The following is an 18,409-nucleotide window of genomic DNA, read 5'->3' on the forward strand; positions in this document are numbered from 1 at the left end:
AGAATCCTTCTTTCTTTTTATTTAATATAGTTAACCTTGTCAATCATAACGCACTAAAGGTTTAAATTCAATCTAGGAATTGCTTTTTTCTTGACGATGTCTAAGCCAATAAACAAAAATACAAATTAAAATCGCTAAAAGTGCACCAGCTGAATCAAGAGCCACATCATGGACACTGGGTGTTCTATCTCCAGTTAAATACTGGTGAAATTCGTCTAATCCAGCCAAACCAATGATACCTAGCCAAATAAATAAAGGACCACACCATTTCTTAAACAATCGATCTAATCCCAAGCAAGCAAATAGACCCACTAAAAAATAAGATGAGAAGTGAGAAAATTTTCTCATAACAAACTGTGTCATCCCCGCTTCACCATTGTCTAAAATTGCATTATGCCATCTGCCACCATAATAAATATTCCATTTTCCAACTATTCTTTCAATGATTGGAAAATCCCGGTGACATCTCTTGCTCATGATAAGTCATTGAACTAGAAATAAACAATCCAAGTAATACAGCAAGCATTAAACATACAAAAATAATTTCTCGCTTAGTTAACAAAGTTTTTCTCATTTTATAACTTTCCTGCTTTCAAGCTCCTCAGCAACTAAAGTAATTATTTTTTTTGCTATTTCTACTTTAGTTGTTTCTATTATATCTTCATTTGCCCTATCTTTTCTTAATACGGTAACTTTATCCTTATCGCTTCCAAATACTCCTCGACTAACATCATTGACTACAATCATATCGGCATTTTTATTTTTTAATTTTTTAGCCGCATTTTCGAGTAAATCATTTGTTTCAGCCGCAAAACCAACTACAACTTGTTGTTCTTGCTTTAAATTTCCCATTGTTTTTAATATATCTGGAGTTTCTTTTAAATAAATTTTTAGTTTATCCCCTTGATCTCGCTTTTTAATTTTATGATCTATGTAGTTCACGGGCTCATAATCTGCTACAGCAGCTGCCATAATTAAAACATCCGCAGTAGAAAAAGCTTTCTTCACAGCGGTAAGCATTTCTTCAGTCGTTTCCACATGAGTAACTGTAATTTTTGATGACTCAGGAATAGGAACTGAAATATGTCCTACAATCAAAACAACCTCTGCCCCAGCTGCAAGAGCTGCTTTTGCTAAGGCAATTCCCATCTTTCCACTAGAACGATTGCCTAAATAACGAACAGGATCAAGTGGTGAGACAGTTCCACCAGCAGTAATTATAACTTTTTTACCAGCTAATTCATCATTTACTTGAAGATATGCGCTTATCCACTGCATAATTGCTATTGGTTCTGGCATTCTCCCCTTGCCACTATATCCTTCAGCTAAACGACCAGTATCAGGATCCATTACAAAAATTCCATCTTGCTTTAACTGCTGTAAGTTTCTTTGAAAAGCAGCATTACTCCACATATGACTGTTCATTGCCGGAATAACATACTTAGGTGCAGCAGTTCCTAAGAACGTTGTACTTGCAGCATCATCTGCTATCCCATTGGCTATCTTAGCAATGAAGTTAGCTGTTGCCGGAACTACAACCGCAATATCAGTCCAGTCGGCCAATTCAATATGCTGGATCTTATCGGCTGTATTCTCCTGCCAGAGATCCGTTAATACTGGATACTTCGTTAAAGCAGCTAAAGTTTGCGTTCCAATCAAGTGAACTGCCTCTTCCGTCATCGCTATTCTTACTTCATGTCCTTCTTTTTGAAAATCACGTACAACACTAATTGCCTTATATGCAGCAATACTACCCGTGATATATATTGTAGCTTTCATTTTTTATCAACCTTAATTCATAATTTCTTTCTACTATAACACAAGCTTATTAAGTCGAATTACTAAAAATAAATTAGCAAATTAAAAAATATTAGTAAATTCTGCTATGATTTATATTGAATGAAGATCTAAACAATATAATTCGAAAGGATAAATATATAGAAATGAGAAAATATTATCAAAAGATTTTTGCTCTCTTTTTTGTAATCAGTAGTCTTATTTTAATTCTTACTGGCTGCTCAAAAAAAGAAGATTCATCAAATAAAATTTCTATTGTAACAAGTACTAATGTGTATGCTAACATCGCACAAAATGTCTTAGGAAAATATGGTAAGGCGACTGCTATTATTACTAATAGTGCTACTGATCCACATGATTTTGAACCAACAACTGCAGATGCAAAAAAAGTTCAAAATGCAAAAATTGTTGTTGCTAATGGTTTAGGGTATGATTCCTGGCTTCCCAAGCTTGCTAAATCAACGAATAAGTCTGCCGTTTTAGTTGGTGAAGATTTAATGGATCTAAAAAATGGCGCGAATCCGCATATTTGGTTTGATTTAAAGATGCCTAAAAAATATGTTAATTATTTAGTAGAGCGACTCTCTAAAATAGACAAAAAGCATGCAGCTTACTACAAAGAAAATGGAAAGAAATATCTTGCAAAAATCAATAAGATCCAAAAGATTGCGGATTCTATTGATGGCGCAAAACAAAAGCCAGTATATGTTAGCGAGCCAGTATTTGACTATGCCTTAAATGCTACTCATTTTAAGATTGGTGATAAAGCTTTTGAAGAAGCAATTGAAAATGAAACAGACCCAAGTGCCAAAATTATTCATCAAATGAATCAAACAATTAATAATCATGGAATTTCTTTCTTTGTTAAAAATTCTCAAGTAAACAGTTCAACTGTTAATAATTTTGTAAAAAGAGCTAAGTCAAAAAATATCCCAATCTTGCAAGTTCGTGAAACCATCCCCAACAATACAACTTACATAAAATGGATGACAGAAAATTATCAGAATTTAGCAAATATTACTAAAAAACTAAATTAGTTTATTAAAAAGAGAGCCTCTACAAGAGACCCTCTTTTTTTACTTTAAAACATCTTTTAACTTTATATTAAATTGTTGTGGGATTTCCGCCATAATTACATGTCCGGTCGGTGACATAATAAAACTATTTATTCGAGTATTCTTTTGCTTTAGCTTATTTTCATACCCCTCTCGGTAATATGGACTTTCCTTTGCAACAAAAAAAGTAGTTGGAATTACTGTTTCTTCTAAAACTCTTCGCCAATCTAATGACATATGATTTTCAAGCAAATCTATATTATCTCTTCTATCAAATCGATTAGCTTTCTTGGCCTCCATTAACTTAGCATAAACATCATCATCCAAGCCATTATATGTTTCATGAACCTGTGGTCTTTCTTGGCACTTTTCTAAATAATTTTCTTTTGTATAGTTCATAAAGCCATATTTCCAATTTTCGTCATTAAGCATTTTAGGTGACTGATCTATTAAGAATGCTTGTGTTACCAGCTTTGGATTATTTTTCATTAAACAACAGATGATAGAAGCACCCATTGAATGTCCCATAAAAATAGCTTGTCTAATTTTCAAAAATGATGTCAATTCATCTAAATCTTGTGTCAAACGCTCGATAGTATGGCCTTTTTCTGTCCGTTGGCTTTTCCCCATATTTCTGTGGTCGTAAGTTAAAACTTGATACCCTAATTTATTTAAAAATGGGACTTGTGCTGACCATATTTCTTGATAAGCTCCAAAGCCGTTAACCAAAACAATAGGTTTTCCTTTTCCCGTTAATTCATAGTTAATTTTTACATTATCACTTGTCTTAAATAGCATTTTTTATTCCTTAGTCTGCTTAATTTTAATAAATAAACAACCCACAGCCGCAATAATTGCAGTAATTAAGGCTTGTGTTAATCCACTGCTTAAGCTTACATTAATTCCGCTATAAACACTCTCATGGAGCGAACTTGTTGCAATCTGGGCTGCATACGATAAAACACCATATGATCCAATAGCCGCAATTAAAAGTGGAATAAGGGCTACTTTTTTTCCAAACAAAGCTAAGGCCATTGCTAAAATATACAGTCCAATCAATAAGAAGTAAATTAAATGATAAATCTCAGCAGCCTGTTTGACCGAATCAGAATTCTGTCTCAACTGTTCATTTACCAATTGCAATACGACTTGATTAAAAACTTGTTCCTGCTGTGTATCATTCTTTAAATTCAGATCAGCAGCCGTTAACTTATCATTAGCCAAATAATTGGTGCTTAATTGATTTAATCCTTGATAAGACGTCTTTAATTCAATATTTTTAGGCAACTGTGACAAAAGTGTATCTTCAATACCTGAGTCTTGTAGAAAACTAACACCCATTTGCAAATCACTATTATTTGCTTGATCAACAACCTTATTAATAGAACTTTTTACTAAGCCGGCTGTACTGTCTACTTTTAATTCTACGGGACTAGTTAAAGTTAAACTCAATGATATATAGATAAGCCCAACTACCACCAATCTCCAAATCCATTTTACAAATTTCAATTTTTTCTCCTAATGAAAACTTTAAAATTATTTTTTACACTTAATAAAGTAAATCCATAGATTTTTTAGTGCTATATAATAAAAGTGTAACAAATATTAAAGGAGTTCAGCATGATTGATGAAAAACTAAAAGAATTTTTCAATAAATTTCCTCACATTAAAGAAAATAAACCTTTACAAAATACTTTAAGTAAAAAAATTAAAAACTTAATAAAAAAAGAAATTCAGCATGGTGCCAGTCAATTTGAAGCAGAACAAAAAGCACTTTTAAATTTAACAGATCTTGATACCATGCTTTCTCAACTAAAATCTTTAGAAGAAAATGACTATGTAAAATATAATGATTTTTTCGCCAAAATTTTCGATTCAAAACTAGTCAATGAACTAAAGATAAAATTAAATCAAATTGATGAAATTCATCTTAACTATCGCTTGGGTGATATTTTAGTTTTACCAACCACTTCTTCCCAACTAATCGTGCATGACTTTATGTCTCGCGATATTGAAAATCTACACTCAACGGTTGAAAAAGTTGGAAATGTTCTAAAAATTACCCAAGGACCGCGCAAATTAGTTGGTATTTTTAAAAATAAAACTTTGCTATTTTTACCTAAAGAGTTCACTGGTTTTCTAACTATTCGCAGTCAAAGTGGGGACGTCTATATTAATAAGATTTCCAATTATTGTATGGTAGATGTAACTGCTATTTCAGGAGATTTTCTATTAGCTCATTCTACTCTTAAGCGAGTACAAGCAGACTTAAAATCTGGAGACATCGTCATTTCTAATACTTTAGCTAATGTCTTTCATGTTAATGGTCACTCAGGAATGCTAAGCAGTAATGATGTGTATGCAAAAGAAGAAATATCTTATCACACAATCAGTGGAAATATTGAATTAGAAAATATTACTACTAAAAACTTTTTTGTGGACACTAAAAGTGGCAAAATCGTTGTAAATAAACTTACAAGTGAGAATATAGATTTAGTAACCGATACCGGATTAATGCTTCTAAATAATCTTACTGGAAGTGGTAATATTAAATCTGATGTGGGGAAAATTAACTTATCACTGGCTGAAAAGTCTAAATTTAATTTATCAATTCAAAGTAAAGTTGGTAATATATCGGTTAATGTCCCACCGGCAATATTTTTCAAATTCAAAATTAATACCAAAAAAATTGGTCCAACTGATTTTCCTCTTGATGCCATTATTTACGGAAACGATGATTACGATAAAATTGAAGGCTATGTTGGTAAGGAAGATTCAACTAATTTAATTAATATTTCAAGCAAAGTAGGAAAAGTTTCGATTAAAAACTCGAATTAATAACTAACAAAAAGAATGTTGACGAAATTCGCCAACATTCTTTTTGTTAGAAGTCTAAATCACAGTCCCTATCTCATATCCTAAAAATACTAAAATTAAGCCAACACCATATGATAGCAATGCATACAAGGTAAATACACAATAATTACGATCTCGCCAATGAGATAGTAATTCAACGTTTAACGTTGAAAATGTTGTGTACCCACCTAATACTCCTGTTCCAATAAAAGCATAGATAAAGGGCGAGAATTTACAAGAAAAAATAAATCCCAATAACAGTGCTCCTGTAAGATTTATTAATAGCGTTGCGTATGGAAATTTCTTAGACCAATGTTTTTTACCATAGTTAGTAATACCATATCTTAAAATTGCTCCCCAAATAGCTCCGAATCCGGCTGTTAAAACTGTTATCATGCTTTTTCTGCCAACTTTCTACCTATTCTTTTACCTACTAACATTCCCAAATAAGCAAATAAAAAACCAATAAAGATCGAACTAAAGAAATAAATAGTTGCTTGACTATTCATCCCACTTTCTAATTGCTTAAGCGTATCTAAATTAAAACTTGAAAAAGTAGTAAAGGAGCCAACAAATCCTGTACTTAGTCCAGTAACTAGCCAATCTCTTCCTTCTCGATATTCAACAAAAAAATAAGTAAAAAATGCCAATAAAAAGCAGCCGATAATATTAGCAGTCAAAGTTCCAGTCTGTGACCAGATTAAATTTAAATAGGCTCGCAGTCCACCTCCAAAAAAAGCAAAAATCCCTACACTTAAATAATTTTTCAATCGTCTATTCATTAAAAACCAGCCTTCTTAATGCATACGCTATTCCGTCTTCATTATTTGTTTTAGTTATAAAATTCGCACGCTTTTTTATCTCAGAAACCGCATTTCCCATAGCTACTTTATAGAATCCCGAAACATCAAACATAGAAATATCATTAGTTTGATCACCGAAAATCATTACTTCATCTTCTTTTAAATTTAGTTTTTTAGCCAACTCTTTTAACGCATTTCCTTTAGATGCATGCTTAGAATTAATCTCAATCAAAGTTTCATCTGAAGTTGAGACATTATATCTTTCAAATACTTCCTCTGATAAATTCCCATAAATATTCTTCATTTCAGCTGGAGATCCTGAAAACATTGCCTTAGCAAATTTAATATCTTCCGAAATATCTTTTAGTTCAGAAACCTCTATTGGCATTCTTGTCAACCAACTTTCACGTGATAGATAGTAATTAATAAAGTGATCTAATGTAATAAACTTGTCTCTTACTTCAATATGAAAATTCGCTTGTAATTTATCAGCAATTTTTTCAAAAAAGATAAAATCATCATAACTTAACAGTTCTTCAACGATTGGCTTTCCTTGAGTATTTAACACTAAAGCCCCATTAAATGCAACAACGTACTGAGTAGAATCCTTTAAATCTAATTCATTAAGATAATCCTTAATACCTGGAAATGGTCTACCTGAGCAAGGAACTATTTTAATTCCCATTTTTGATGCCTTTTGAAGAGCTTGTTTTGTTTTAATACTTATTTCTTGTTTATCATTTAATAAAGTTCCATCAAGATCTACAGCAATTAATTTTATATTCATTAGTTTTTCTCCTTATGTAATCGGTTACTCTCCTTCCTATTATACAAAAAAAGCATAAAAAAAGACGACACTACCTCCCTGTTAATACAAGAAAGTAGGCGTTGTCAGATGTTAATCGGTTAAATTGGTGAACACCATCACCATATTAAATTTTAAATAAAGCCAGAGAATTAATTTGAACCCATTTCTTCTTCAACAACCTTAGCAACTTCTTCACAGTACTTGTCAGCTAATTCTTGTGTTGGAGCTTCAGTCATTACACGAAGCAAACTTTGAGTTCCAGATGGACGGACAAAAATACGTCCTTCATCACTTAATTCTTTTTCAACTTTTTCAATGGCTTCAGTAATACGTTTATGTTCTTTCCAGTCTTTTTTGTTTTCAACAGGAACATTAATTAAACGTTGTGGGTATTCTTTAAAGTCACTCAATAATTCACTGAGAGATTTACCGGTATCCTTCATTACATATAATAAATGTAACCCAGTAAGCATCCCATCACCTGTGTTGTGGTAGTCGCTGATAATAACGTGACCTGATTGTTCTCCACCAAGATTATAACCATTAGCTCTCATTTCTTCTGAAACATAACGGTCACCAACTTGTGTTCTTATATTTTTAAGACCACGTCTTTCCAAAGCCTTTGTAAAACCAAGGTTACTCATTACAGTTGTAACAATTGTATCTTTCTTTAAGCGACCGTGATCAGCAAGATAGGAACCAATAACGTACATAATGTGATCACCATCAACTTCATTCCCATTTTCATCGACCGCAATACAACGATCAGCATCCCCATCAAAAGCTAAACCTAATTGGGCTCCTTGTTTTACAACTTCTTCTTGTAATTTCTTAGTATGAGTTGCACCAACATGATCATTAATGTTTAAACCATCTGGATGAGTTGCAATAGTAGTAAAGTCAACCCCCATATCAGCAAATAACCTTGAAATCAAAGCACTAGCAGCACCATTAGCGCCATCTACAACAACTTTAATTCCACTTAATTCTTCTGGTAAAGTATTTTCAATAAATTGTAAGTACTTAGAAGCTCCTTCATGGTAATTTGTTACAGTTCCTAAACCTTCTGCAGAAGGACGTGGAAGCTTATCTTCAGGTGCATCAATCAATTTTTCAATTTCTTCTTCTTTAGCATCAGATAATTTCAAACCATCACTACCAAAGAATTTAATTCCATTATCTTCAACCGGATTATGTGAAGCTGAAATTTGAACACCGGCATCTGCCCCTTGTGCACGTACTAAGTAAGAAAGACCGGGAGTAGTAATTACACCAACTTCTAAAACTTCAATTCCGACGGAAAGCAAACCAGAAATCAATGCGTACTCTAACATTTGTCCAGAAATACGTGTATCACGAGAAACTAATACCTTGGCTCTTTCTCCATCCTTTTTATCCTTAGTAAGAACGTATCCTCCATCACGACCTAATTTAAAAGCCATTTCTGGAGTTAAGCCCGCATTAGCAACCCCCCGTACACCATCTGTTCCAAAATATTTAAGCATAATTTTTAACAACCTTTCCTTGTTTTATTCTTTTTTAGCAGTAGTATCAGTTACTTTTATATGAACTGGTATTACTGATGGTGATGCCTTAACAACGCCATCTGGCAATTTAAGTGCAACATTTTTCGTAACGTCATGGTTAATACCGCTTAAATCAACCTTTAAAGGTAGAGACGTTATCTTCTTGAGCGTATTTTCATCACCATATATCTCAATATTTTCTTCCTTTGCAGTTAAAGAATAAACATGAGTCGAAGATTCATTCTTCGAAGTTACATTTATCTTAACCTTCTTCTTAGATAAGCTAATTGGGATAGTAATATATGCCGTTACTGGATCCATAACGACGTTAAGCTGATGTCCATCTTTATCAAGTGCTACCAGCATTTCTTCTCGTTCAAATGTGCTGTCTATTCCCTTTGGTAAACTTGCCCGAGCTACTACTCGATCAACTTGGTTAACCTCACTTTTAGCTCCAGTAATATTAACTACTTCTGGATCGCTTTTAGCTTTTCCAAGATTATACCCACGAGCTACAGCACTCTTATTATACTCTATTTGCACAGGAAGCGTACGAGATTTTCTCTTTTGAATACTTACGCGTACTTTACTTGGGCTAATATTATAAGTTAATTGACTGCTTAAACCATTTACCTTAATTGGTACAGTATGCTCTCCTGTTTTTAAATGACTTAAATCAATGTAGACACGAAAGTTTTGAGTATTAATAGTAGATATGACTAGAGCATTTGATCCTTCTAAAGTTAAATTTACTTTTTCAGGATATCCCGTTACATAGTACTTATCCGTATTAACTGAAACTTGTAAGGGGGCCTTAATTACCTGGGTTTTAGTTGCAGTTTTTAAGGTTTCTTCACGTCGGCCTTGAGTAACATAACCTTGTTGATTAGATGCTACATAAACAGCTAATAAAATAGCCAAAATCAAAGCAATAATTCTATAGAACCAAGGTTTGTCAAAAAACTTTTTCATTTTTTATTTGACCCCCAATTCCAAACATGATTTACAATTCGTTGATACCACTTTGGCTTTTCTTCTTCCTCTTTTGGAACTAATTGAGCATTTAAATATTTTAAATATTCCTCTCTAGTTAGATCAAGCATAAATTGGCTGTTGCGAGTAATGGTTACACCACCCGTTTCCTCTGAAACAACGATTGTAATCGCATCGGTAACTTCTGAAATACCAACAGCTGCCCGGTGGCGTGTCCCAAGTTTTTTAGGAATCATACTATTATCCGAAAGAGGTAAATAAGCTGCAGCAACTGCTATGCGATTATTGCGAATAATTACGGCACCATCGTGCAATGGCGTATTAGGTATAAAAATGTTGATTAATAATTCTCCGGTAATATCAGCATCAATTGGAATACCGGTTTCAATATAGTCCTCTAGTCCTGTATTTTGTTGAATCGTGATCAAAGCACCAATTCTTCTTTTTGACATATACTGAATTGCTTTATCTAATTCTCCAATCATCTTTTCGGCAGCTTGCTTTTCAGTCATTGTAGTCCCACCAAAAATTGGTGATCTACCTAAGTGCTCTAAGCCACGCCTAATTTCTGGCTGGAAAATAACAATTATTCCAATTACTGACCAAGAAAGAATTTGATCGACAAAATACGTTAACGTATGTAAATGTAACAACCCAGCTACAATTCTGACAAGAATAATTAATGATATCCCTTTAACTAACTGAACTGCTTTGGTCCCTCTTACCAACATAATTAAACGATAAATAATATACCATACAATTAAAATATCAATAATATTCATCAGGTTTTGCCAGGTAAATATTTGCTCAATATTAAACTTCATTGCCACCCTCCTAAAATTCAATTATACCTAAACGAAGCTCTTATCGACCATACATTTTAAATTCGAGAAATAGATCATTATATTCTTGAATTTTCTTTGGACCTAAGTCTCGATAAACTTGTAAATTTTTCATTGCTTGTTTACTTGGATAAAATTGTTTATCATTTTTTATTTTCTTTGGTAATAATTCTTGAGCTTTTACATTAGGAGTTGCATACCCGATATACTCTGCATTCTGAGCAGCATTTTTAGGATCAAGCATAAAATTAATAAAAGCATAAGCACCTTTTTTATTCTTTACGGTCTTAGGAATGACAAAATTATCAAACCATAAGTTTGAGCCTTCAGGCGGTACTACATAATGTAAGTGTTTATTATCGTTTAGCATTGTACGAGCCTCTCCAGACCACGTTACTCCAACAGCAGCTTCATTTTGAATCATATACATTTTTAATTCATCTGAAATAATTGCTTTTACATTGGGTCCGAGACCGTCCAATTTTGTTTTTGCTAATTTTAGATCTAAGGAATTAGTAGTATTCAAAGACTTTCCCATAGACGCTAAAGAAAGTCCCATAATATCTCTAGCGGAATCCACTAATAAAATATTATGCCGATAATCTTTGGACCAGAGATCATTCCAATGTTTTATTTGTCCAGGTTTCATAAATTTATCATTATATACAATCCCTAACGTTCCCCAAAAATACGGAACAGAGTAGGTATTTTTTGGATCAAAAGAGTGATGTAAAAACTCACTCCCAATATTTTTGTAATTTGGAATTTCTTTAGTATCAATTTTATCAAGCAATTTAGCTTTTCGCATTTTTGAAATCATGTAATCGGAAGGAACACAAATATCGTATGCAGTACCACCTTGTTTTATTTTCGTGTACATAGCTTCATTAGAATCAAATGTTTCATAAATTACATGATATCCAGTTTGTTTTTCAAATTTCTTGATTAGCTTGGGGTCAATATAATCACCCCAATTATAGATAATCAAATTTTTGTTATTAGCGCTAACGCCATTATTATTTAATTGTTTAGCACCAGCTTCTAAGCCAAAGCAGACTAGTAGAATAGCCACTATCCCAATTAATAGCTTCTTCATTGTGCACGCCCCTTACCAATATGGGTTTTATGATTAGTAATTACATAATAAATAAGTACTAAAATCATTACAAAAATAAACATTATAGTACTCAAGGCATTGATTTCTAGGTTAATTCCTTGGCGCGCACGTGAATAAATTTCTACTGACAATGTTGAAAAACCATTTCCTGTCACAAAAAAAGTAACTGCAAAATCATCTAAAGAATAAGTCAAAGCCATAAAAAAGCCAGCTAAAATCCCTGGTGTAATCGCCGGAATCATTACCTTGCTATAAACTTGCCAAGTAGATGCACCTAAATCTCGAGCTGCATCCACTAAAGAGTAATCAAATTCTTTTAACCGCGGTAATACCATTAATACAACAATCGGAATCGAAAAAGCAATGTGACTTAATAGAACAGATCCAAAACCTAAGCCAATTCCTAAAAAAGTAAAGAAGATTAAAAAACTCGCCCCGATAATTACATCTGGTGATACCATCAAAACATTATTTAAGGCTAATAGAGTTTTTCGCCCTTTTTTATTTTTAGTCTGACTAATTGCAATCGCTCCAAAAGTACCAATTATAGTAGCAATCAAACTAGATAAGAGAGCTAGTAAAATTGTTTCTAAAAAGATAGCTAATAGCCTATTATCATTAAAAAGATCCTGATAGTGACTGAAAGTAAACTTTTCAAAATGATCCATATTATGACCACTTGAAAAAGAATAAAATATTAAATAAAAAATGGGTAAATACATCAAAACCAGAACAAAAGCAAAATAGATTCGGGACCATTTGATTTTTTTCATAGTTTGATCTCCTTTTTATGATGATGATCTGATGAAGTAAAGAGCATAACAATCACCATTAACACTATTAATACCACACCAATTGTTGAACCCATTGACCAATTCATAGTAGTCATAAAATATTCTTCAATTGCAGTACCAAGGGTAATTACTCGATTTCCTCCAATTAGCCTCGTTAGCATAAATAAAGAAAGTGAAGGTATAAAGACTGCTTGAATTCCTGATTCAACTCCAGATTTTGAAAGTGGCCATAAAACCTTAATAAATGTTTGCCATTTACTTGCGCCTAAATCATAAGCTGCTTGAATTACAGCTGGATTAATGTCACAAATTGCATTATAAATTGGCAAAATCATAAATGGAATTTCGATATAAGCCGCAACAAAAATAAAGGCAAAATCTGTAAATAAAATATTCGCAGGTGCTATTCCAAATAGCCGTAAAAAATTATTTAACAATCCATGCTTACTAAAAATGCCAATAAATGCGTAAGCTTTCAAAAGTAAATTAATCCAAGTAGGCAAAATAATTAATAACAACCAAAATTGTTGGTTTTTCATTTGGCTTAAAATATAGGCAATTGGATAAGAGATTAGCAAGGTAATTAAGGTAATTAAGAATGCATACCAAAATGAATTTAGAGTCATTCTTAAAAACGTACCATTGACAAAAAATTGCTGAAAATTCTTTAAGGTAAAGCCATCCTCTCCCTTAAATGCATTAATTGTGATCAAAATAATCGGAGCAATAACAAATAAACTAAGCCATAAAATATAAGGAATGAGAAAAAATAACTTGCTTTTTTTCATATCTTACTCCTCTCCTTCATATGCCTCTAAACGCTTATCAAATTCAGCTTCACTTTCGCCAAAACGCATAACATGAATATCTTCAGGATCAAAATATACTCCTACTTCCTTACCGATTTTAGTTGGATTAGTTGAGTGAATTAACCATTCATTTTCGTCACTATCAATGGCCTTAATTTCAAAATGATCTCCTAAAAAGAGCTGACTTTCAACCACAACTCTTAGTTTTCCATGTTCAATATCAGTGATATCTAAATCTTCCGGTCTTAAAACGACCTCTACCTTTTCACCAGGTTTAATACCTGCATCAGCACATTCAAAGCGATGATTTCCAAATTCTACTTCATAATCCTTAATCATTCGTCCACTTAAGATATTAGAATCGCCAATAAAGCGAGCAACAAAGTCATTAACTGGTTCATCATAAATATCAACCGGACTACCACTTTGTTGAATTTTCCCTTCATTTAAAACAAAAATTTCATCACTCATTGCTAGGGCTTCCTCTTGATCATGAGTAACAAAAATAAAAGTAATCCCCAGCTTTTTTTGAATTTCACGTAATTCAAATTGCATATCTTTTCTTAACCGTTTATCTAAGGCAGATAAAGATTCATCTAAAAGTAGTACCTTTGGTTGATTAACAATTGCTCTGGCAATTGCAACTCGTTGCTGCTGCCCACCACTTAACTCAGAAATTTCTCGATTTGCAAAACCATCTAATTGAACCATGTGTAAAGCTTCTTTAACAGCCAATTTTATTTCTTGCTTATCCTTTTTCTTGATCTGCAAACCGAATGCCACATTTTCAAAAACATTCATATGAGGAAATAAAGCATAATTTTGAAAAACAGTATTAATTTTTCTTTTAGCAGCATCTAAATTAGTAATATCTTTCCCATCAAAAAAAACTTGTCCACTCGTTGGTTCGCTAAATCCAGCAATTATTCTTAAAATAGTAGTTTTTCCAGAACCCGATGGCCCTAATAAAGAATAAAATTTTCCTGATTCAATCGTTAAATTAATATCCTTCAGTGCTACAAACCCATCATCATATTCCTTACGAACATGCTTTAATTTAATAATATCGCTCAATTTTTTCTCACCATCTATCTCATAAAAAAAGCTACAAGCCGTTACTTGTAGCTCTGTACTAGTATCTAATCTCTTTCTTTCCCAATAATTCTTACTTCAGTTTGTAAATCAACACCAAAGTCTTTTTTTATTGTTTTTTGAATTAAATGAATTAAATCTAAATAATCCGTAGCTGTAGCGCCACCAACATTAACAATAAAGCCAGCATGCTTCATTGAATCTTCTGCTCCGCCAATTCTTTTACCTTGAAGACCTGCTTTAATAATCATTGGTCCTACGAAATGTCCTGCTGGTCGTTTAAAAACACTCCCGCAAGAAGGATACTCAAGTGGTTGTTTTGCTCTACGTAAGCCATTAAAATATTCCATCTTTGCTTTGATAGCCCACTTATCCCCTGGCTCAAGACCAAAAGTAGCACTCACAACAATATCTCCAGTTTCTTGAACTAAGGAGTGACGATAACCAAATTCCATTTCATCATGTGTGTAAGTCTTAAATTCACCAGCCCGAGTTAAGACACGAACAGACTTAATAACAAATTCTGTTTCACCGCCATAAGCTCCAGCATTCATGAAAACTGCTCCTCCAACACTACCGGGAATACCAGCCGCAAATTCTAGGCCGCTTAGACCAGCTTCACATGCTGCTTCAGATGTATCAATAATTCTTGCACCAGCATCCGCTGTGACAGTTGCCTCATCTTTATTTGCAACAATTGTGTCCATTTTTGTCAAAATCAAAACTAAACCAGAAATACCACCATCTCTAATGATCAAGTTAGAAGCATTTCCAATAACAGTTAAGGGAATATTATTTTCTTTAACCGTATCTACTAATAGTTCGAGCTCATTTAAATTTTTAGGAAAAGCAAGATACTGCGCAGGTCCTCCCGTCTTAGTAAAAGTAAAACGGCTCAATGGAATATTTTCTTGAATGTCAATCCCCTGTTTTTTTAAATCCATCAGTTGCATTTTTATCTCTCTTCCTTAAATAATCATCTCTTTAATCATACCGCATTAAATGGATAGTTTTCTACCTTAAGTGTTATACTAAAAAGAAAAATAATGTTTTATTTAGAGGATAAAAATGAACTTTACTGCAATGGATTTTGAAACGGCAAACAGTCATCCCGAAAGCGCCTGTTCTCTTGCTTTAGTTATGGTCAGAAATAATGAAATTGTGGATCGTTTTTATACAGTTATCAATCCGCAAATGCCTTTTGATGGAAGAAATATAAGAATTCATGGCATTACAGCTGAGGACGTAAAAAATGCTCCAACAATGGCTGAAGTCTGGCCAAAAATAAAAAAATTATATCAACCAGGAATGTTAGTAGCTGCCCATAACGCTCGCTTTGATTGCCGCGTAATGGAGAAATCGCTGGCTCGCTATAATATTCCGGCACCCCATTACTTTGCAATTGATACTTTAGCAACTAGTAAAGCCTTTGAACCCTATCTTCCTAATCACAAACTAGATACTGTCTCAGAAGCTTTAAATATCAATTTATGGCATCACCATAATGCTTTAAGCGATAGCGAAGCTTGTGCAGGTATTTTAATTGAGGAAAATAAACGTGTTGGAGATGATCCAATCAAAAAAATGGTTAAGCCTATCTAAGCTTAACCATTTTTTATTATTCAAAATATTTTTTTATTTCTGACAACCAAACTTGGTTTCTTTCTCCGACAGCTTTGAACTCAACTATTCTTTTGGTAGAATCCCATGAATCATCTACACGCTTAATCGATAATTCAAGATAATCGTTAGGTAGGTCTTCAATAATAAATTGTGGCCATTCGATTACAACCAATCCATCTTCAGCTAAATAACCGGGCATATCTATACTTGATAAGTCACCATCTTCTAGCCGATACATATCCATATGAAAAAGCGGTCTCTTACCTTCTCGATATTCTCTAACAATTGTAAAAGTTGGACTTTTAACCGGACGCTTAATCCCCAGAGCTCGTGCAATTCCTTTAGTCAAAGTCGTTTTTCCGGCACCTAGATCACCTGACAAGAGTAATAAATCATGGCCCTTACTACTTTTACCAATTGCGTTACCTAGCTTTTTCATCTGTTCATCAGAATTTATTTCTAAGGAGTTCATTTTACTTCTCCATATTAGCTTGAGCAGCAGTTAAAATAGCTAACAAATATACATCTTCAGTTTTGCATCCACGTGACAAATCATTAATTGGTGCAGCCAGACCTTGCAATACAGGACCAATTGCACTGAATCCACCTAAACGTTCTGCAACTTTATAAGAAATATTACCGGATTGTAATTCTGGAAAAATAAATACATTTGCATGTCCTGCAACCGCAGAACCTGGGGCTTTTGCTTCTCCAACCCGAGGAACAATTGCAGCATCAAATTGTAATTCTCCATCACAAATTAATTCAGGATATTTTTGATGGACTAATTCAGTAGCTTCTTGCACTTTAGTTACCATTGGTCCCTTTGCTGATCCCTTAGTTGAAAAGCTAAGCATTGCAATTTTAGGCTCAAGACCAATCATTTCAGCGGTTTTACTTGATTGATAAGCAATTTCAGCTAGAGTTTCACTATCTGGATCAATATTAATAGCACAATCAGCAAAAATATATTTTTCATCTCCGCGTTCCATAATCATAGCTCCTGAAACACGGCTCATACCTTTTTTAGTCTTAATAATTTGAAGAGCTGGACGCACAGTATTAGCAGTAGAATGAGTAGCCCCTGACACCATCCCATCGGCTTTTCCTTCATATACTAACATTGTGCCAAAGTAAGAAACGTCTTGTAAAATTTCCTTTGCTTCTGTTAAAGTATTCTTTCCTTTTCTTAACTCAACAAAGTCTTGACACATTTTTTCAAAATCTGGATAAACTGCCGGATTAATAATTTCAATTGAACCTAAATCAACATTCAAGCTTTGAGCAGTCTCTATTACTTCATCAGGCTTTCCCAGTAAAAGTGGTTTAACAATGCCTTCTTTTTCGAGGCGAACAGCAGCTTTTATTATTCGGTCATCGTTTCCTTCTGGAAAAACAATTACCTTCTTTGATTCTTCTGCTTTTTTCTTAAGTGAGTCAAATACTTTCATAACAAATTAAGCCTTTCTTTTTTATTTATAAATAATATTTTACAATTTCAAAGCTTTTTCTCAAAACAAAACCTACGCCATATCTGCTGGGTTTACTTCTTGTGGTAATTGCCAATCAATTGGACTTTCACCAAATTTAATCAAAGCATCATTACATCTAGAAAACGGACGTGAACCGAAAAAGCCACGATCTGCTGAAAAAGGGCTAGGGTGAGGAGATTTGATAATTACATTCTTTCCCTCATCAATTAAAGGAATTTTATTTTGCGCAAATCTTCCCCATAAAATAAATACAACTTTTCCTCGATCGCTTAATGCCTTAATAGCTGCATCAGTAATTAGTTCCCATCCTTTTCCTTGATGACCATTTGCCTTTCCATATGGTACAGTCAAAACTGCATTTAACAGTAATACTCCTTGATCTGCCCATTTTTTGAGGTAGCCATGATTTACTGGAACTGCCCCTACATCATCATATAGTTCCTTATAAATATTTTTTAAAGATGGGGGTAATGAGACTCCTGGATTAACACTAAAGCTCATTCCAGTAGCTTGACCTGGATTATGATATGGATCTTGTCCTAAAATTACAACTTTCGTATCTGCAAAACTTGTTAGTTTAAAAGCAGTAAAAATATGATACATATCGGGAAATATCTGTTTTGTTTGATATTCTTCTTTTAAAAAATTACGTAATTCTTGATACTTCTCACTTTCAAAAACAGGTTCTAAAACTTCATCCCAATCATTTCCAATTAATTTTTTCATACTTATTCTATCCTCTTGTCTCTCTAAGAAATCCAAGTTCATGATATCATATAGATAAAAGATTGGAGGACTTAA

Annotated in this window: 20 protein-coding genes, 1 pseudogene and 1 riboswitch; of the genes and pseudogenes, 3 read left to right on the forward strand and 18 right to left on the reverse strand. The window is 33.3% G+C overall.

Translation table 11 applies throughout. The features are described 5' to 3' along the window. Positions 1-72 precede the first annotated feature (72 nt). Positions 73-574 (reverse strand): annotated as a pseudogene (locus Q9R40_RS00005) (VanZ family protein). Next, positions 571-1,779, reverse strand: a complete 1,209-nt coding sequence (coaBC, locus tag Q9R40_RS00010) for a bifunctional phosphopantothenoylcysteine decarboxylase/phosphopantothenate--cysteine ligase CoaBC (RefSeq protein WP_304675674.1) — start codon at positions 1,777-1,779, stop codon at positions 571-573. Before coaBC ends, Q9R40_RS00005 begins: the two are co-directional and overlap by 4 nt. 164 nt (positions 1,780-1,943) lie before the next feature. Here coaBC and Q9R40_RS00015 point away from each other — a divergent pair, with 164 nt between their 5' ends. Beyond that, a complete protein-coding gene (locus Q9R40_RS00015; protein WP_300723752.1) occupies positions 1,944-2,834 on the forward strand; it encodes a metal ABC transporter solute-binding protein, Zn/Mn family in 891 nt (296 codons plus the stop codon). A gap of 39 nt (positions 2,835-2,873) precedes the next feature. Here Q9R40_RS00015 and Q9R40_RS00020 read toward each other — a convergent pair whose 3' ends face one another. Together Q9R40_RS00020 and Q9R40_RS00025 are read right to left on the reverse strand one after the other, a co-directional pair. Then, positions 2,874-3,650, reverse strand: coding sequence for an alpha/beta fold hydrolase (locus Q9R40_RS00020; RefSeq protein WP_300592007.1), 777 nt, complete (start codon positions 3,648-3,650; stop codon positions 2,874-2,876). Positions 3,651-3,653: 3 nt separating this feature from the next. Further along, the gene (locus Q9R40_RS00025; protein WP_300592005.1) at positions 3,654-4,361 is read right to left on the reverse strand and encodes a hypothetical protein; all 708 of its coding nucleotides are present in this window, start codon (positions 4,359-4,361) and stop codon (positions 3,654-3,656) included. A gap of 111 nt (positions 4,362-4,472) precedes the next feature. Between Q9R40_RS00025 and Q9R40_RS00030 the strand changes: the two genes are divergently transcribed. Next, positions 4,473-5,690 carry a DUF4097 family beta strand repeat-containing protein gene (locus Q9R40_RS00030; protein WP_304675682.1) on the forward strand — a complete coding sequence of 406 codons (1,218 nt, stop codon included), beginning with the start codon at positions 4,473-4,475 and terminating at the stop codon, positions 5,688-5,690. 54 nt (positions 5,691-5,744) lie between these two features. Here the strand turns inward: Q9R40_RS00030 and crcB are convergent, their stop codons facing one another. The 11 genes from crcB to murB form a co-directional block, all read right to left on the reverse strand. Then, positions 5,745-6,104 (reverse strand): fluoride efflux transporter CrcB, encoded by a 360-nt coding sequence (gene crcB, locus Q9R40_RS00035; protein WP_304675684.1) that lies wholly within the window; start codon positions 6,102-6,104, stop codon positions 5,745-5,747. Next, positions 6,101-6,490 carry a CrcB family protein gene (locus Q9R40_RS00040; RefSeq protein WP_304675686.1) on the reverse strand — a complete coding sequence of 130 codons (390 nt, stop codon included), beginning with the start codon at positions 6,488-6,490 and terminating at the stop codon, positions 6,101-6,103. Before Q9R40_RS00040 ends, crcB begins: the two co-directional genes overlap by 4 nt. Next, positions 6,483-7,298: a Cof-type HAD-IIB family hydrolase gene (locus Q9R40_RS00045; RefSeq protein ID WP_300723445.1), complete on the reverse strand. Its 816-nt coding sequence runs from the start codon at positions 7,296-7,298 to the stop codon at positions 6,483-6,485. The genes Q9R40_RS00040 and Q9R40_RS00045 overlap by 8 nt, the downstream gene beginning before the upstream one ends. A gap of 88 nt (positions 7,299-7,386) precedes the next feature. Next, positions 7,387-7,449, reverse strand: a riboswitch (Fluoride riboswitch). Between the two features lie 19 nt (positions 7,450-7,468). Beyond that, the gene (glmM, locus tag Q9R40_RS00050; RefSeq protein ID WP_012846420.1) at positions 7,469-8,824 is read right to left on the reverse strand and encodes a phosphoglucosamine mutase; all 1,356 of its coding nucleotides are present in this window, start codon (positions 8,822-8,824) and stop codon (positions 7,469-7,471) included. A gap of 24 nt (positions 8,825-8,848) precedes the next feature. Then, positions 8,849-9,817: a YbbR-like domain-containing protein gene (locus Q9R40_RS00055; protein WP_304675695.1), complete on the reverse strand. Its 969-nt coding sequence runs from the start codon at positions 9,815-9,817 to the stop codon at positions 8,849-8,851. Continuing rightward, positions 9,814-10,662, reverse strand: coding sequence for a diadenylate cyclase CdaA (cdaA, locus tag Q9R40_RS00060; RefSeq protein WP_011161793.1), 849 nt, complete (start codon positions 10,660-10,662; stop codon positions 9,814-9,816). Before cdaA ends, Q9R40_RS00055 begins: the two co-directional genes overlap by 4 nt. Before the next feature lie 40 nt (positions 10,663-10,702). Beyond that, entirely contained in the window at positions 10,703-11,776 is a 1,074-nt protein-coding gene (locus tag Q9R40_RS00065) for a PotD/PotF family extracellular solute-binding protein (RefSeq protein WP_023599771.1), read from the reverse strand. After that, complete coding sequence (locus Q9R40_RS00070) at positions 11,773-12,570, reverse strand: ABC transporter permease (RefSeq protein ID WP_023599772.1); 798 nt, start codon at positions 12,568-12,570, stop codon at positions 11,773-11,775. Before Q9R40_RS00070 ends, Q9R40_RS00065 begins: the two co-directional genes overlap by 4 nt. Then, positions 12,567-13,379 (reverse strand): ABC transporter permease, encoded by an 813-nt coding sequence (locus Q9R40_RS00075; protein WP_297939254.1) that lies wholly within the window; start codon positions 13,377-13,379, stop codon positions 12,567-12,569. Before Q9R40_RS00075 ends, Q9R40_RS00070 begins: the two co-directional genes overlap by 4 nt. A gap of 3 nt (positions 13,380-13,382) precedes the next feature. Further along, positions 13,383-14,474, reverse strand: a complete 1,092-nt coding sequence (locus Q9R40_RS00080; RefSeq protein ID WP_023599774.1) for an ABC transporter ATP-binding protein — start codon at positions 14,472-14,474, stop codon at positions 13,383-13,385. Between the two features lie 65 nt (positions 14,475-14,539). After that, on the reverse strand, positions 14,540-15,445 hold the full coding sequence (murB, locus tag Q9R40_RS00085) for a UDP-N-acetylmuramate dehydrogenase (protein WP_297939257.1): 906 nt from the start codon (positions 15,443-15,445) through the stop codon (positions 14,540-14,542). A gap of 115 nt (positions 15,446-15,560) precedes the next feature. Between murB and Q9R40_RS00090 the strand changes: the two genes are divergently transcribed. Further along, positions 15,561-16,094, forward strand: coding sequence for a 3'-5' exonuclease (locus Q9R40_RS00090; RefSeq protein WP_014567647.1), 534 nt, complete (start codon positions 15,561-15,563; stop codon positions 16,092-16,094). 16 nt (positions 16,095-16,110) lie between these two features. Here the strand turns inward: Q9R40_RS00090 and tsaE are convergent, their stop codons facing one another. The 3 genes from tsaE to Q9R40_RS00105 form a co-directional block, all read right to left on the reverse strand. Then, on the reverse strand, positions 16,111-16,587 hold the full coding sequence (tsaE, locus tag Q9R40_RS00095) for a tRNA (adenosine(37)-N6)-threonylcarbamoyltransferase complex ATPase subunit type 1 TsaE (protein WP_023599776.1): 477 nt from the start codon (positions 16,585-16,587) through the stop codon (positions 16,111-16,113). 1 nt (position 16,588) lies between these two features. Next, positions 16,589-17,566, reverse strand: a complete 978-nt coding sequence (pta, locus tag Q9R40_RS00100) for a phosphate acetyltransferase (RefSeq protein ID WP_297939263.1) — start codon at positions 17,564-17,566, stop codon at positions 16,589-16,591. A 72-nt stretch (positions 17,567-17,638) separates the two neighbouring features. Next, complete coding sequence (locus Q9R40_RS00105; RefSeq protein WP_304675708.1) at positions 17,639-18,334, reverse strand: uracil-DNA glycosylase; 696 nt, start codon at positions 18,332-18,334, stop codon at positions 17,639-17,641. Between the last annotated feature and the right edge of the window lie 75 nt (positions 18,335-18,409).

Origin of the sequence: uncultured Lactobacillus sp. (genome assembly GCF_948948975.1) — a bacterium.
GTDB lineage: Bacteria > Bacillota > Bacilli > Lactobacillales > Lactobacillaceae > Lactobacillus.

Bases quoted from the DNA above. Each gene is read 5' to 3' on its own strand.
- coaBC (WP_304675674.1), bottom strand. From the start codon at position 1,779: ATGAAAGCTACAATATATATCACGGGTAGTATTGCTGCATATAAGGCA.
- Q9R40_RS00015 (WP_300723752.1), top strand. From the start codon at position 1,944: ATGAGAAAATATTATCAAAAGATTTTTGCTCTCTTTTTTGTAATCAGT.
- Q9R40_RS00020 (WP_300592007.1), bottom strand. From the start codon at position 3,650: ATGCTATTTAAGACAAGTGATAATGTAAAAATTAACTATGAATTAACG.
- Q9R40_RS00030 (WP_304675682.1), top strand. From the start codon at position 4,473: ATGATTGATGAAAAACTAAAAGAATTTTTCAATAAATTTCCTCACATT.
- crcB (WP_304675684.1), bottom strand. From the start codon at position 6,104: ATGATAACAGTTTTAACAGCCGGATTCGGAGCTATTTGGGGAGCAATT.
- Q9R40_RS00040 (WP_304675686.1), bottom strand. From the start codon at position 6,490: ATGAATAGACGATTGAAAAATTATTTAAGTGTAGGGATTTTTGCTTTT.
- Q9R40_RS00045 (WP_300723445.1), bottom strand. From the start codon at position 7,298: ATGAATATAAAATTAATTGCTGTAGATCTTGATGGAACTTTATTAAAT.
- glmM (WP_012846420.1), bottom strand. From the start codon at position 8,824: ATGCTTAAATATTTTGGAACAGATGGTGTACGGGGGGTTGCTAATGCG.
- Q9R40_RS00055 (WP_304675695.1), bottom strand. From the start codon at position 9,817: ATGAAAAAGTTTTTTGACAAACCTTGGTTCTATAGAATTATTGCTTTG.
- cdaA (WP_011161793.1), bottom strand. From the start codon at position 10,662: ATGAAGTTTAATATTGAGCAAATATTTACCTGGCAAAACCTGATGAAT.
- Q9R40_RS00065 (WP_023599771.1), bottom strand. From the start codon at position 11,776: ATGAAGAAGCTATTAATTGGGATAGTGGCTATTCTACTAGTCTGCTTT.
- Q9R40_RS00070 (WP_023599772.1), bottom strand. From the start codon at position 12,570: ATGAAAAAAATCAAATGGTCCCGAATCTATTTTGCTTTTGTTCTGGTT.
- Q9R40_RS00075 (WP_297939254.1), bottom strand. From the start codon at position 13,379: ATGAAAAAAAGCAAGTTATTTTTTCTCATTCCTTATATTTTATGGCTT.
- murB (WP_297939257.1), bottom strand. From the start codon at position 15,445: ATGCAACTGATGGATTTAAAAAAACAGGGGATTGACATTCAAGAAAAT.
- Q9R40_RS00090 (WP_014567647.1), top strand. From the start codon at position 15,561: ATGAACTTTACTGCAATGGATTTTGAAACGGCAAACAGTCATCCCGAA.
- tsaE (WP_023599776.1), bottom strand. From the start codon at position 16,587: ATGAACTCCTTAGAAATAAATTCTGATGAACAGATGAAAAAGCTAGGT.
- pta (WP_297939263.1), bottom strand. From the start codon at position 17,566: ATGAAAGTATTTGACTCACTTAAGAAAAAAGCAGAAGAATCAAAGAAG.
- Q9R40_RS00105 (WP_304675708.1), bottom strand. From the start codon at position 18,334: ATGAAAAAATTAATTGGAAATGATTGGGATGAAGTTTTAGAACCTGTT.